The sequence below is a fragment of the Leisingera sp. M658 genome (assembly GCF_025144145.1).
In the GTDB taxonomy this organism is placed as follows: domain Bacteria; phylum Pseudomonadota; class Alphaproteobacteria; order Rhodobacterales; family Rhodobacteraceae; genus Leisingera.
Genome location: NZ_CP083546.1, coordinates 2,133,472 through 2,147,636, shown reverse-complemented (window position 1 = coordinate 2,147,636; position 14,165 = coordinate 2,133,472). Strand labels below are relative to the sequence as shown.

Below are 14,165 nucleotides of genomic sequence, written 5' to 3'. Positions count from 1 at the left end.
GCTGCGCACCCGCGCGGAGCGCGCCGCCCGGCCAGCGCAGAACATGTGCGGATTGGCAAGATGACTCGGCGGATTTAGTTTTGCCGGGAACCGCTCGGGCGCAAATGCGCCCTTAGCGTTGACTCAATTTTGATCTGGAAACCTGCGTTTCCCTGACCTGGCGCAACCGCCCAATGGCGCGCCTCAGTAGCCGCGCCAGATCCAGCCGCCGCCAAAGATGCGGGAGCCTTCGCTGGCGTAGAACACGCAGGCCTGGCCGGGAGAGACGCCTTCCTCCGGGGTCAGCAGCTCGACCTCGGCGGTTGTTTCGCTCAGAGGACGGATGATCGCCTCGCGCGGGGGGCGGGTGGAGCGGACTCTGACCTTCACATGCCATTCATCCTGCGAGGTGAACGCCGTGTCGCCCAGCCAGTTGATTTCGCGCACCGGGATGGTGCGGGTGGCCAGCAGCTCCTTGGCGCCGACAACTACCTGTTTCTTGTCCACATCAAGCCTCACCACATACAGCGGTTCGCTGAGGCCGCCGATGCCCAGGCCGCGGCGCTGGCCGATGGTGTAATGCAGCACCCCGTCGTGGCGGCCCAGCACCCGGCCGTCGGAATGAACGATGTCGCCCGGCTCCGCAGCACCGGGGCGCAGTTTTTCGATCACCCCGGCATAGTTTCCGTCCGGCACAAAACAGATGTCCTGACTGTCCGGCTTGTCCGCTACCGCCAGGCCGTACTGCGCCGCCATCTTGCGCGTTGCGTCCTTGGAGGGCAGATGGCCCAGCGGAAAGCGCAGGTAATCCAGCTGTTCCGGCGTCGTTGAGAACAGGAAGTAGCTCTGGTCGCGGTTTGCATCCTCGGCGCTGTGCAGCTCTGCCCCGTTTGCCCCCATCATACGCTGGATGTAATGGCCGGTGGCCATGCAGTCGGCCTCCAGATCCTTGGCGGTTTCCAGCAGGTCCTTGAACTTCACCCGCTCGTTGCAGCGGATGCAAGGTACCGGGGTTGCACCGGCCAGATAGCTGTCTGCGAACTCGTCAATCACCGCATCCTTAAAAATGTTCTCATAATCCAGGACGTAATGCGGGAAGCCGCGCTCCTCGGCCACGCGCCGCGCGTCGTGGATATCGATGCCCGCACAGCAGGCGCCTTTTTTGGCCAGCGCCGCGCCGTGGTCATAAAGCTGCAGCGTCACGCCGACCACGTCATAGCCCTGATCGGCCAAGTATGCAGCGACAACAGAGCTGTCGACGCCGCCTGACATGGCCACCACCACTCGGGTTTCCGAGGGCGGTTTGGCAAAGCCGAGCGAGTTTAGGTTTGAGTCGTGGTCCAGCGCCATGGGGCAGCTCCTGAAGGCAAGGGGGCAGGCGCCGCAGAATATAGGAAAATCCTACAGACTCTCAAGGGCCGTGGTTCACGTGCCGTTAAGCCTGATCGGAAATTCTTGTGCCAGACCTCAACGAAAAAGATCTTCGAGGGAAGAAAGATGTTTTTGAAGAAAGTTGACGGGCCGCGCGCCGTCACCCTGCCGGATGGCACTATCATGACCCGGGCGGATCTGCCGCCGACAACCACCAGGCGCTGGGTTGCCTCGCGCAAGGCTGCGGTGGTGCGCGGTGTTCTGTACGGGCTGCTGCCTCAGAAGGAGGCCATGCAACGTTACGGGCTGAGCGAGGAAGAGTTCCGAAGCTGGGTTGCAGCGGTTGCAGACCATGGCGAAGAGGCCCTGAAAACCACGCGTCTCAAGAAATTCCGCAGCTCTGACGCAAAATAAACAGGCCCGCCCTTGAGTTGCATTTGTAAATTAACCATCATGGTAACGAGGCATTAACTTTTTTCCACCAAGGTTAACGCGACCTGAGGGAAACAGTGTACAGGCGGAGAAAATAATATGCGCATTCTGCTGGTTGAGGATGATCCGACCACGGCCAAAAGCATCGAACTGATGCTGACCCATGCCAACCTGAACGTCTACTCGACGGATTTGGGGGAAGAAGGGATCGATCTGGCTAAACTTTACGACTACGACCTGATCCTGCTGGATCTGGGGCTGCCCGATATGAACGGCCACGAGGTCCTGCGCCAGCTGCGCATGTCCCGTATCGAAACGCCGATTCTGATACTGTCCGGTGCCGATGATACCGACAATAAGATCAAGGGCTTCGGCTTTGGCGCGGATGACTATCTGACCAAACCTTTCCATCGTGAGGAACTGGTGGCGCGGATCCATGCGATCATCCGCCGTTCCAAGGGGCATTCGCAATCCATTATCAAGACCGGCAAGATTGCGGTCAACCTGGATGCCAAAACGGTTGAGACCGATGGCAAGGCGGTGCATCTGACCGGCAAGGAATACCAGATGCTGGAGCTTCTGTCGCTGCGCAAGGGCACCACGTTGACCAAGGAGATGTTCCTGAACCATCTTTATGGCGGCATGGATGAGCCGGAACTGAAGATCATTGATGTTTTCATCTGCAAGTTGCGTAAGAAGCTTAGCAATGCAACAGGCGGCGAGAATTACATCGAAACTGTCTGGGGCCGCGGTTATGTGCTGCGTGATCCGCAGGAAGACCACCTGTCAGGCGGCCAGCGGCTGGCTGTCGGCGCCTGAAAGGATGATCACCCGGTCGGCACATGACCATGTGCCGCCGGTTGCAAGGACCTGCCGGTTGGCGGGTCTTTTTGCTTTTTGCAGCTTGTTGCTGACGGTCTGATGGATGCGCTGGACGCGGCTGGCGCCGCACCTTATCACGAAAGGGAAGAACGAAGAGGGACCGCGCGTGGCAGAGAAAACAGAAAAAGACGTGGCAAACCTGACGGCTGAAGACGCGCAGGCTGAATTTCTGGCACTGGAAGAAAACCTTCGGGCGGCGGATCTGGCCTATCATCAGGCCGACGCGCCTGAGATCAGCGATGCCGAGTATGATTCGCTGAAACGTCGTTACCGGACCTTGGCAGAGGCCTTTCCTGAACTGGCTGAAACAGCGGCCCAGCTGGATGCTGTTGGCGCGCCCGCGGCATCTGGCTTTGGCAAGATCACCCATTCGGTGCGGATGCTGTCGCTGGGCAACGCGTTTGAGGATGAGGACGTTGCCGATTTCGACCGCAGCATCCGCAAATACCTGGGCCTCACGCCTTTTGATGGATTGTCTTTTACCGCCGAACCCAAGATCGACGGGCTATCGCTGTCATTGCGCTATGAACAGGGCGTTCTGATCCAGGCGGCAACGCGCGGCGATGGCAGCATTGGTGAAAATGTGACCGCCAACGCCGGAACCATTGCCGACATTCCCCAGCAGCTGGACGGCGCGCCGGAGGTGCTGGAAGTGCGCGGCGAAGTCTACATGAGTCACGCGGATTTCGAGGCGCTGAATGCCCGGCACGAAGAACGCGGCGGCAAGATTTTTGCCAATCCGCGCAACGCCGCCGCAGGGTCGCTGCGGCAGCTGGATGCGGAAATCACCCGGGCCAGGCCTTTGCGGTTCTTTGCCTACAGCTGGGGTGAGCTGAGTGAACCCCTGGCAGAAACGCAGATGGAGGCAATTGCGCGGCTGCACTCCCTGGGGTTTCAAACAAACCCGCTGACCCGGTTGTGCGTAACTCTTGAAGAGATGATCAGCCACTACCGCAGCATCGAAGAACAGCGCGCAACGCTTGGCTATGACATTGATGGCGTTGTGTATAAGGTCAATGATCTGGCGCTGCAGGGGCGGCTGGGCTTCCGCTCGACCACGCCCCGCTGGGCGATCGCGCACAAGTTTCCGGCAGAACTCGCTTGGACCCGGCTGGAGGCCATCGACATTCAAGTCGGCCGTACCGGCGCGCTGAGTCCGGTTGCCCGTCTAACCCCTGTGACCGTTGGCGGCGTGGTGGTGTCGAATGCGACGCTGCACAACGAGGACTACATCCTGGGCCGCGACTCTAAGGGCGCGGAGATCCGGGCGGGCAAAGACATCCGCATCGGTGATTGGGTGCAAATTTACCGGGCCGGCGATGTGATTCCGAAAGTGGCCGATGTGGATCTGGCCAAGCGGCCTGCGGATGCCGCACCCTATCAGTTCCCGCAGACTTGCCCGGAATGCGCCAGCCCGGCTGTGCGCGAGGAAGGCGACGCCGTGCGACGCTGTTCCGGCGGCCTAATCTGCCCGGCGCAGGCAGTGGAAAAGCTGAAGCATTTTGTGTCCCGCGCGGCCTTTGACATTGAGGGTCTGGGCGCCAAGCAGGTGGAGCAGTTTCATGCAGATGGGTGGGTGAAGGAACCCGCTGATATCTTTGATTTGCAAGAAAATTATGGATCCGGGCTCCAGCAGTTGAAGAACCGCGAAGGGTGGGGCGAAAAATCTGCGGATAACCTGTTTGCTGCGATTTCTGAAAAACGCACCATACCGATGGCCAAACTGATCTTTGCCCTGGGCATCCGCCACGCGGGCGAAGTTGCCGGCCGCGATCTGGCGTTGCATTACCGGGATTGGCACGCGATGGCGGAGGCGGTTGATGCCGCGCGACCCGCCGCGCTGGCGCACCGGGCAGCGGATGAGGCTGAGGAGGCCGAACGCCTGGCAGCCTCGCAGGAAGGCCGCCGTGCCCGCATCAAGGACGCCCGCGACGCGGCGATTATCGCTTGCGGTGTTCCAGCCGAAGCCGCCTCTGCTTGGGCGGACCTTATCGGTGTGGATGGGATTGGTGCAGTGCTGGGCCTGTCCCTGTCAGACGCCTTTGCCAACCCCGAAGAACGCGCGGCCTTTGACCGGCTAGTGGCCAAGCTGACCATTGTGCCGCCGGATGCACCGGCAGCAGACAGCCCGGTGGCGGGCAAGACCGTGGTCTTCACCGGCACGCTGGAAAAGATGACCCGCGCCGAAGCCAAGGCGCGGGCCGAAGCTTTGGGTGCCAAAGTGTCCGGCTCGGTGTCCAAAAAGACCGACATACTGGTGGCCGGACCGGGCGCGGGGTCCAAGGCCAAGAAGGCGGCTGATCTGGGCATCCGGATAATGGACGAAGATAGCTGGCTGGAGCTGATTGCAGAGGCATGAGCGGACGTCCCGAAATCCTGTTTCCGCTGTTTGCCGGAGCCGAAACCTTGCAAGGGGTTGGCCCGAAAACGGCGCAATCCCTTACTCAGGTAGAGGTCGAGACACCGCGTGACCTGTTGTTTTCGCTACCCTATTCGGTGGTGGACCGGCGGCGGCGCGATACCATCCGCGGGGTGGAACTGCCCGCAACACTGACGGTCGAGGTGACCATCGGCAGCCACCGCCCGGCCCGTAACCGGGGCGGTGCCTACCGGATCCATGTGGAGGATGCGGAAACCGAATTCCAACTTGTGTTCTTCCATGGCCGCAGCCGCTATCTGGAGGCTCAGCTGCCGGAGGGCGCGCGCCGGGTGGTCTCGGGCAAGTTGGAGCTGTTTGACGGGCTGGCCCAGATGGTGCACCCGGACCACATGCTGCCGGTTGAGGAAGCGCATGAGATCCCGGAGTATGAACCGGTCTACAGCCTGACCCACGGCGTCACCCAGAAGACCATGTATAAGGCGGCGCAAAGCGCGCTGTCGCGGATGCCGGAGCTGGCAGAATGGATCGACCCGGCGCAGATGCTTCGGGAAAACTGGCCCGCTTGGCATGATGCGCTGTATGCAGCGCATGCCCCGCAGGGCCCCGATGACCTTGGCCCGCAGGCACCGGCGCGGGCGCGGCTGGCGTATGACGAGTTGTTTGCCCATCAGCTGACCCTGGCGCTGGCCCGCCAGACCGAACGTAAAATTCGCGGCATTGAAAGCCAGGCCACCGGGCGGCTGCAATCCCGGGTGTTGAAGGCATTGCCGTACCGGCCGACAAATGCGCAGGCTCGTGCAATCGCGGAAATTTCGGCGGATATGGCGACGGACAAACGGATGAACCGGCTTTTGCAGGGCGATGTGGGTTCCGGCAAAACCTTGGTTGCTTTCATGGCTTTGCTGGTCGCTGTTGAAGCAGGCGGGCAGGGTGTGATGATGGCCCCCACGGGTATTCTGGCGCAGCAGCATATGGAAGGGCTTGCACCGCTGGCCGAGGACGCAGGTGTGGTGATTGAGATCCTTACCGGGCGCGACAAAGGGGCGGATCGTAAGGCCAAACTGGCGGCGCTGAAACGCGGTGACATTCACATTCTGGTCGGTACCCATGCGGTGTTCCAGCAAGATGTTGAATTCGGGGATTTGCGGCTGGCCATTGTCGATGAACAGCACCGCTTTGGCGTGCGCCAGCGGATGGAGCTTGCGGAAAAAGGCAAGGGCGCGGATGTGCTGGTGATGACCGCCACGCCGATCCCGCGTTCATTGGCACTGGCACAGTATGGCGACATGGATGTTTCGGTACTGGATGAGAAACCGCCGGGGCGCAAGCCAGTCAAGACCGCCGTGATCAGCACCGAGCGGATGCAGGAAGTGGTTGATCATCTGCGCAAAGCAATCAGTGAGGGACGCCAGTGCTACTGGGTTTGCCCGCTGGTCGATGAGTCTGAGCTGAGCGACCTGACAGCGGCGGAGGAACGGTTCAAGCATCTGCGGGCCATTCTGGGTGAGGGCACTGTGGGGCTGGTGCATGGCCAGATGCCGCCTGCGGACAAAGATGCGGCCATGGCTGCCTTTCAGGAGGGCAGAACCAAGGTTCTGGTGGCCACCACGGTGATTGAGGTGGGGGTGAACGTGCCGAATGCTTCGATCATGGTGATTGAGCGGGCCGAGATTTTCGGCCTTGCGCAGCTGCACCAGCTGCGCGGCCGGGTGGGACGGGGCAGTGCACAGTCAACCTGCCTGTTGATGTACCAGCCTCCGCTGACCGAGGGCGGGCGCAAACGGCTGGAAGTCTTACGCGAAACCGAAGACGGCTTTCGGATTTCGGAAACCGATCTGCAGATGCGCGGCGCGGGCGACATGATCGGCACCGCGCAATCCGGCCTGCCGCGGTTCCGTATTGCCGATTTGGAACGCCAGGCCGGGCTGATGGCGGTGGCGCAAAGCGACGCGCGGGCGCTGCTGGCCGCCGATCCCAAACTGGACAGCCCCCGCGGCAAGGCTGCGCGTGTTCTACTGTGGCTGATGAAGCAGGATCAGGCAATCCGTTTGATTACAGTGGGTTAGCCCGCATTTTAAGGCGTGTTCTCTGGCAGTGTTCCAGTCCGTTCGCAAATGTTCTCAAAAAGTTCTTTACAGGCGTTCTTGAAAATGAGAACAAAGGGGCAACAAACTTGCCAGAGAGCGAAGAGACTGACCGGAGGAGGCCCGAGCCATGATTACACAGATCAAAACCACCATGCAGAACGCCCATTCGACCCTGCTGGAGGACGCCATCGGCGCGGCCTCGCTGATGGTGATGCTGGTGGCGGCGTTGCATCTTCCAGGGCTGTTCTGATCCGCTTTTCCCATTCCTGATTGCATCTGCTGTGCCGGGCCGGCCCTTTCCTGTCCCGGACTGCCCGAGGGATCAACCGCCTGTCCCGATCCCCACTTGGATTGCCTCAATATCCAGCCTGGCCGACCCGGGTCCCGCACAGCAGAGCATGACTGCCGCCGCCATCCTGCCCGGATGCGCGGCGGTCTTTTTATTTGAGGGGAGAGTGATCACACAGCGAAATGATTTGCACAGGTGCAGGTCGCGTTGCGATTATTTGGGCTGCCTTTGCAGGGCCGCAAAAGGCCGCATCAGGCACAGCGCTCCTTGGCGGCGGTCTGCATGGCTTCCAGCGTTGCCTCCAGCGCCAGCATGATCGAGGCGTGGCGGTTCTTAAACTCGCGCGCAGGCTGCAGAACTTCCAATCCGTCAAACGGCGCGTCCGGCACCGGGCCGTTCTGGGTCAGCATCGCCTTCAGCTGGTCGCGGGCGGTCTCAATCTCTTCCAGCGAGCGGCCGATGACATGGGCACCCACCACTGCCGCCGAGGCCTGTCCCAGCGCGCAAGCCTTTACGTCCTGGCCGAAATCCGCGATTCTCCCGTCTTCCACAGAAACATCGACGGTCACGGCAGAACCGCAAAGCGGCGAGCGTTTCTTGACTGTGGCGCTGGGAGATTCAAGCCTGTCGAGATGCGGGATATCCGCGGCCAGCGCCAGAATGCGGGTGGAGTACAGTTTGATCAGATCACTTTCGCCAGCCATGTCTTTCCCGGGCTTTCCCTGCTTGGTTCTTCCCCATACATAGGGAGCCGAACAGCAGATGCAAAAGGTTTTTATCCATGACTATTGCCGCGTCCTTTGATCCCGCCAGCCTGGTGTACAATGATGCCGGGCTGATCCCTTGCATTGCGCAGGATGAGGCTTCGGGCGAAGTTCTGATGATGGCCTGGATGAATGCCGATGCGGTGGTCCGCACGCTGGAGACCAGGAACGTGACCTATTGGTCGCGGTCGCGCCAGGCATTTTGGGTGAAGGGGGAAACCTCGGGCCACGTGCAGGAACTGATAGACCTGCGGGTGGATTGCGACCGGGATTGCCTGCTGGCGCTGGTGCGTCAGACCGGGGCGGCCTGCCATACCAACCGGCGGACCTGTTTTTACACTGCGGTGCGCGGTGGCGAAGAGATTGAGCTGATGAAGCCGATGGGCTGAACGAGGCTACGGCCCTGGCGGGCCGTGCCTCCGGCGGGAGAATTTTCAGCCAGAAAGAAGCGGCAGGCCCACCATCTCGCGGATGTCCTGCGGGGTGGCGCCTTCGGCGCGGTATTTGGCGATGGCGCGGGCATCGTCGCGTTTGGCGAGGCGTTTGCCCTGGTCGTCGCGGATCAGATGATGGTGGTGGTAGATGGGCGTGGGAAGGCCCAGCAGGCGTTGCAGTAAGGCGTGGATCGGCGTTGCCTCTTCTAAGTCAGCGCCGCGCACGACGTGCGTGACGTTTTGATCGGTGTCGTCCAAAACCACTGATAGGTGATAGGAGGCGTCCATCCCTTTCCTGCGTAGAATGACGTCGCCTGCATCCTGCGGCAAGCAAGCGGTCTGATAGGTTCGAATTTCGTTTCTCCCTTGGCCTGTCTCATGCCAGCTAAGCTGTTCCGGAACCTGAGGGCACTCCATCGCCTTTTCGATATTCAGGCGAAGAACGTCATTGGAAACAGCATGTGCGGTTTTCCGCCAGCGGCATGTGCCGGGGTAGACCAGCCCGTCAGCGCCGAAGCGTGGCACGCCTTCTTGCGGGGCTGAGGCCGCCGTTTCGATGTCAGCGCGTTTGCACCAGCAAGGGAACAGGACATCCATTTCTGCTAAAGCCGACAGGGCTCCTTTGTAGAGTTCGGTGCGATCTGATTGACGTATAGCGGGGACTTGCCAAGACAGTCCTAGCCAGCTGAGGTCTTCATAGATCTGCGCCTCCCATTCGGGGCGCGCGCGGGATTGGTCGATATCTTCGATACGCAGCAGAAAGCTGCCGCCTTCCGCTATCGCCATATCATGCGCCAGGATGGCGGAATAGGCGTGGCCCAGATGCAGCGGTCCGGTTGGAGATGGCGCAAAACGGGTGGTGAATGTCACGCTTTTTCAATTACATATACGGTGGACTTCAAGTTGATTCCAGGGAGGTGGTCGCCGTGCTCCCGGAATAACAGCCGGGCGGCCGAACAGTCCAGCCATTCATTGAGTTTGCCGGTATAGGCCCGGTCTTCCAGCGCGTGATCATTGTAGGAAAAGGCAAACAGCCCGCCGCGCGGCAAGGCATGCAGGATCATGTCGAATACCGCTGGCGGGGCTGCGCCAGTGCCCAGAACGCCGCAGCCGGTGATCTGGCGGTAGGCGCCTTGCGGGATCGGCTTGCTGTCCATGACATCAATCTGTGTCAATGTGCGGTAGACGCCCTTGCTGCGGGCCTGGGTGAGCATTTCGTCAGACGGTTCCATACCATCCACGGTGTCAAACCCTTGCAACCGCAGGGCCAGGCCTGACAGGCCGGTGCCACAGCCGAAATCGAGAACAGGCACACTCATGTCCGGCCGGAACTTTGCCAAGGCTTCGGCGATACGGCCCGGTGTGGCGTAACCGTTCTCGGCGATCTCGGCGTCGTAGGAAGCGGCCCATTGGTTGTAGTGCTCCAGGGTCGCTTCCGGTGTTTCAAGGTCGTAGGCCTTGTCCAGAAACTTTTCGCTCATGCTGCAAGTTTAGGCCCGGCAGCCGCAATCCGTCTAGGAAAAGTTGCTGAGCCACTGTTGCCAGACATCCTTGGCGCGGTCGGTATAGGCCTTGTAGCGGTCCTTGCGGCCGCGGCGGCCGCCCTTCAGACCATCAACCGGACGGAACAGGCCGAAGTTCACGTTCATCGGCTGAAACGTCTTGGCCTCGGCGCCGCCGGTGATGTGATGGATCAGCGCGCCCATGGCACTGTCCTGCGGAACTTCTGGCAGGTCCTGACCAAGGATTTCCGCAGCAGCCAGCCGGCCTGCCAGCAGGCCCATTGCTGCACTTTCCACGTAGCCCTCGACGCCGGTGATCTGGCCGGCAAAGCGGATGTTGGGCTTGGATTTCAGCCGCATCTGCGCATCCAGCAGAGTGGGTGAGTTCAAAAACGTGTTGCGGTGGATGCCGCCGAGGCGGGCAAAGCTGGCGTTCTCCAGCCCGGGGATCATCTTGAACACGTCTGTCTGGGCACCATATTTCATCTTGGTCTGGAAACCGACGATGTTGAACAGCGTCCCCAGCGCGTTGTCGCGGCGCAGTTGCACCACCGCATGGGCCTTGACGTCAGGCTGATGCGGATTGGTCAGACCCACCGGCTTCATGGGGCCAAAGCGCAGCGTCTCGCGGCCGCGATCTGCCATCACTTCAATCGGCAGGCAGCCGTCGAAGTACCCGGCGGTCTCGCCCTCGTGAAACTCAGTTTTGTCAGCTGACAATAATGCGTCGATAAAGGCTTCGTACTGGTCCTTGTCCATCGGGCAGTTGAGGTAGGCGGTGCGTTCTTCCTCGGTCTCGCCCTTGTCATAGCGCGACTGCATCCAGGCCTGGGACATGTCGATGCTTTCCGCATAGACAATCGGCGCGATGGCATCGAAAAACGCCAGTGCCTCGGCGCCGGTTTCCGCCTGGATTGCCTGCCCCAGTTCCGGTGATGTCAGCGGGCCGGTGGCAAAGATCCAGTGGCCGTCCACAGGCAGTTCAGTGATCTCTTCGTAAGAGACCGACACATTCGGATGCGCCTTCAGCTTAGCCGTCACAGTTTCGGCAAAGGGATCGCGGTCCACCGCCAGCGCACCGCCGGCGGGCAGACGGTGTTTGTCCGCTGTGGCCATGATCAACCCGCCTGCTGCGCGCATTTCCCAATGCAGCAGGCCTACAGCGTTCTGTTCGTCATCATCCGAGCGGAAGGAGTTGGAACAGACCATCTCGCCCAGGTTGCCGGTCTGATGGGCAAAGGTCTCAACCTTGGGGCGCATTTCGTGGATCACCACGGATACGCCCATGTTCGCCGCCTGCCAGGCAGCCTCGGACCCGGCCATGCCGCCGCCCACGATATGCAATGTCTGTGCCGAATGATCTGTCATGCCCGCCACATAGGGCAGGGGAAGGGGTTGCGCAACAGGCTTGGCGGTCGAACCCGCGCCGCAGAGCCGCCGCAAATCGCACAGAATTTGTTGGCTGATTGTGACCTGACCGGGAGGGAGGGAAATTTGGGGCCGCCGCTGCGGGAATGGTCACCGGTGAGAGAGAACCGGTTGGAGGGACCCTTCCGCAGCAGCAGCCCAAATTGTGCCGGTCAGTGACTAATCAGCGACCGTGCCCAATCTTTGCCATCTTTCCGCCCGAATTGAAAGGCGTTTGGCTGGCGTCTTAAGGAAACAATATGTGCGGATTGGTAAACAAAGCCTAAAATTTTCGGAGAATTCCGGAGGTCAGGCCGGAATTCCCGAAAAATCCTCCCGACGCATCAGCTTTCCTGCCAGTCGGGGGCGCGTTTTTCGATAAAGGCGGCCATGCCTTCGATGGTGTCGCGGTACATCAGATTTTCGACAATCACTCCGCTGGTATAGGCATAGGCCTGATCCAGCGGCATTTGCAGCTGCTCATAAAATGCCTGTTTGCCGATTTTCACAGCAGAGCCGAGTTTCGCGGCGATGGTTTCCGCCAGCCGGGCGGTTTCGTCCTCCAGCTCCTCCAGCGGTACGGCGCGGTTGGCCAGACCCAGGTCCACCGCGCGGGCGGCATTGATGAATTCGCCGGTGGTCAGCAGCTCAAACGCCTGCTTGCGCGGGATATTGCGGGACAGGGCCACCATCGGTGTGGAGCAGAACAACCCGATGTTCACCCCATTGACGCCGAATTTGGTGTCCTCTGCCGCCACCGCCAGATCGCAAGAGGCAACCAGCTGGCAGCCTGCTGCCGTGGCGATACCATGGACCTGGGCAATCACCACCTGGGGCAGCGACTGCAGCCCTGTCATCACGCTGGTGCAGCGGGCAAACAGGTCTTGAAAGTAAGCCTTGCCGCCGTCCGCCGCGGCGCGGCCTGCGGTCATCTGTTTGATGTCATGGCCCGCACAGAACCCTTTGCCGGTGCCGGACAGGATCACCACCTTGATACTGCTGTCTTCGCGCAGGGCGTCGATCTGCGCCTGCAGGGCCGCCAGCATCTCGTCCGACAGGGCGTTCAGTTTTTCCGGCGTGTTCATCTTCAGCCGGGCAATGCCGCCCGTGTCGTGACGTTCCAGAATTGTCATCTTGCCCTCCTCGCAATTCTCGGGGCAACTCTATGCAGGGATAGGGGAAAGGGAAAGCATGACGCTGGCATTTGATGTCGCAGGTCTGACGGATTACCTGCACGAGATTTTTCCGCAGGTAAAAGACGATTTCGCCATCGACGCTATGGATGAGCAGGGCCTGCGGATGCGGCTTTTGACAGCCGAGCGGCATTTGCGGCCCGGCGGCACGGTATCGGGCCCGTCGATGTTTGCGCTGGCCGATTGCGCGATCTATGCGCTGCTCCTGTCGCGATTGGGGCGCGAGGCGCTGGCCGTCACCACCAATTGTTCGCTGGATTTCATGCGCAAACCCGTGGCCGGCGCGGATATTATCGCCGAGGCGCGGCTGTTGAAGCTGGGCCGGGTTTTGGCGGTTGCCGATGTGCTGATGTATTCCGAGGGGCTGGCAGAGCCGGTGGCGCGCGCCAGCATGACATATTCGATCCCGCCTAAGCGTTAACCGCAGTGGCAAAGGGCTGACCGACTTTCACCAGCGTCTCCCGGCCTTTGGCGCTGTTTGCCACCAGATCGTCGGAGAAACGGACCTTGCCGGGCTCAAACACCACCACCACGGTGGAGCCGCCGAATTTGAAATAACCCTTCTCGTCCATCTTCTGCACGTCGCCAGCGGTACGGGTGTTGACGATGCTGCCGACACCAAAGGCGCCGACCTCGACAAAACAATAGGTGCCCAGCGTTTCGGTCTCGATCAGGGTCCAGCTGCGTTTGTTCTCGCCGAACACATCCGGCCCGGCCCCCAGCGCAATCGGGTTCACCGAATGCAGCGCGCCGGCAATGTCCTGGGCGCCATTGATCCGGCCAGCGGCAGGAAAGTGGTATCTGTGATAGTCCGCCGGGCACAGCCGCACGATGGCCAGGGCGCCGCCGATGAAGCGATCGGCGATGCCCGGCAGCATGGTGCGGACGGACATCGGGTGGCCTTTGACGGGCACAAATATGTCCCCGGCCAATTCCGGGAACACCAGCACCCGGCCATCGGCAGGGGAGACAACGTCCTTGGTGGCGGTGCTGAAGGGGCGCACTTCGGGTTTCAGATGGCGGACAAAGAATTCATTGAAACAGGAGAAACTCTCAGTGTCGGCAGAAGCTTCGGTCATGTCGATCGACAGGTCTTCTATCACCGCCTTGATCTTGCTCTTGGAGAACCGCGAGTTGAACCAGATGCCCATCAGGCGGCTGATAAGGGGCGATCGAAACAGCAGTTTCTCGATGGGCCGGGCACTGGCGTTCTGATAGGCCCAGCGAATCCATTTCTCGCCGAGCACGGCCTCTTCAAAGGTCTCGCCGGTGTCGCGGTCAACAACAAGAATGGGATCGCGCTTCATAGGGCCTGCCACGTCTGGTTTCTGCTCCGCCGCGCCTAGCAAGAAGCGGCGGCGGGGCCAAGGCCGGAATTGGGTCGCAACGCTGGGGCAGGGACCGTTCAGGGGCCGGGGGCCGTCTTGCAAATGCTCCAGTGGTGC

The 14,165-nt window shown here is 60.8% G+C and carries 14 protein-coding genes; 7 read left to right on the top strand and 7 right to left on the bottom strand.

All coding sequences use genetic code 11. From position 1 onward, the window contains the following. Positions 1-183: 183 nt before the first annotated feature. On the bottom strand, positions 184-1,329 hold the full coding sequence (gene mnmA, locus K3724_RS10730) for a tRNA 2-thiouridine(34) synthase MnmA (RefSeq protein WP_259992515.1): 1,146 nt from the start codon (positions 1,327-1,329) through the stop codon (positions 184-186). A 147-nt stretch (positions 1,330-1,476) separates the two neighbouring features. On the opposite strand from mnmA, the gene K3724_RS10725 reads away from it, so the two are divergent. The 5 genes from K3724_RS10725 (at position 1,477) to K3724_RS10705 (ending at position 7,381) form a co-directional block, all read left to right on the top strand. Next, positions 1,477-1,764 carry a DUF1153 domain-containing protein gene (locus tag K3724_RS10725; protein ID WP_259992513.1) on the top strand — a complete coding sequence of 96 codons (288 nt, stop codon included), beginning with the start codon at positions 1,477-1,479 and terminating at the stop codon, positions 1,762-1,764. 117 nt (positions 1,765-1,881) lie between these two features. After that, positions 1,882-2,601, top strand: coding sequence for a response regulator transcription factor CtrA (gene ctrA, locus K3724_RS10720; RefSeq protein ID WP_259992512.1), 720 nt, complete (start codon positions 1,882-1,884; stop codon positions 2,599-2,601). Positions 2,602-2,770: 169 nt separating this feature from the next. Continuing rightward, a complete protein-coding gene (gene ligA / locus K3724_RS10715) occupies positions 2,771-5,023 on the top strand; it encodes an NAD-dependent DNA ligase LigA (RefSeq protein WP_259992510.1) in 2,253 nt (750 codons plus the stop codon). Further along, positions 5,020-7,110, top strand: a complete 2,091-nt coding sequence (gene recG, locus K3724_RS10710) for an ATP-dependent DNA helicase RecG (protein ID WP_259992509.1) — start codon at positions 5,020-5,022, stop codon at positions 7,108-7,110. Before ligA ends, recG begins: the two co-directional genes overlap by 4 nt. 148 nt (positions 7,111-7,258) lie before the next feature. Beyond that, positions 7,259-7,381 carry a hypothetical protein gene (locus K3724_RS10705; RefSeq protein ID WP_259992508.1) on the top strand — a complete coding sequence of 41 codons (123 nt, stop codon included), beginning with the start codon at positions 7,259-7,261 and terminating at the stop codon, positions 7,379-7,381. Positions 7,382-7,671: 290 nt separating this feature from the next. On the opposite strand, the gene K3724_RS10700 is transcribed toward K3724_RS10705, so the two are convergent. After that, positions 7,672-8,124: an iron-sulfur cluster assembly scaffold protein gene (locus tag K3724_RS10700; RefSeq protein WP_259992507.1), complete on the bottom strand. Its 453-nt coding sequence runs from the start codon at positions 8,122-8,124 to the stop codon at positions 7,672-7,674. A gap of 77 nt (positions 8,125-8,201) precedes the next feature. On the opposite strand from K3724_RS10700, the gene hisI reads away from it, so the two are divergent. Beyond that, positions 8,202-8,573: a phosphoribosyl-AMP cyclohydrolase gene (gene hisI, locus K3724_RS10695; protein WP_259992506.1), complete on the top strand. Its 372-nt coding sequence runs from the start codon at positions 8,202-8,204 to the stop codon at positions 8,571-8,573. A 45-nt stretch (positions 8,574-8,618) separates the two neighbouring features. On the opposite strand, the gene gluQRS is transcribed toward hisI, so the two are convergent. The 4 genes from gluQRS to K3724_RS10675 all read right to left on the bottom strand — a co-directional run bounded on the left by gluQRS (position 8,619) and on the right by K3724_RS10675 (position 12,660). Beyond that, complete coding sequence (gene gluQRS, locus K3724_RS10690; RefSeq protein ID WP_259992503.1) at positions 8,619-9,488, bottom strand: tRNA glutamyl-Q(34) synthetase GluQRS; 870 nt, start codon at positions 9,486-9,488, stop codon at positions 8,619-8,621. Then, positions 9,485-10,099, bottom strand: a complete 615-nt coding sequence (locus tag K3724_RS10685) for a class I SAM-dependent methyltransferase (RefSeq protein WP_259992502.1) — start codon at positions 10,097-10,099, stop codon at positions 9,485-9,487. The genes gluQRS and K3724_RS10685 overlap by 4 nt, the downstream gene beginning before the upstream one ends. 33 nt (positions 10,100-10,132) lie before the next feature. Next, positions 10,133-11,488, bottom strand: a complete 1,356-nt coding sequence (trmFO, locus tag K3724_RS10680) for a methylenetetrahydrofolate--tRNA-(uracil(54)-C(5))-methyltransferase (FADH(2)-oxidizing) TrmFO (protein ID WP_259992500.1) — start codon at positions 11,486-11,488, stop codon at positions 10,133-10,135. Positions 11,489-11,871: 383 nt separating this feature from the next. Then, complete coding sequence (locus tag K3724_RS10675; RefSeq protein WP_259992499.1) at positions 11,872-12,660, bottom strand: enoyl-CoA hydratase; 789 nt, start codon at positions 12,658-12,660, stop codon at positions 11,872-11,874. A 58-nt stretch (positions 12,661-12,718) separates the two neighbouring features. On the opposite strand from K3724_RS10675, the gene K3724_RS10670 reads away from it, so the two are divergent. Next, positions 12,719-13,141: a PaaI family thioesterase gene (locus K3724_RS10670; protein WP_129370735.1), complete on the top strand. Its 423-nt coding sequence runs from the start codon at positions 12,719-12,721 to the stop codon at positions 13,139-13,141. Here K3724_RS10670 and asd read toward each other — a convergent pair. Next, a complete protein-coding gene (gene asd / locus K3724_RS10665) occupies positions 13,131-14,027 on the bottom strand; it encodes an archaetidylserine decarboxylase (protein WP_259992498.1) in 897 nt (298 codons plus the stop codon). The genes K3724_RS10670 and asd overlap by 11 nt on opposite strands. Between the last annotated feature and the right edge of the window lie 138 nt (positions 14,028-14,165).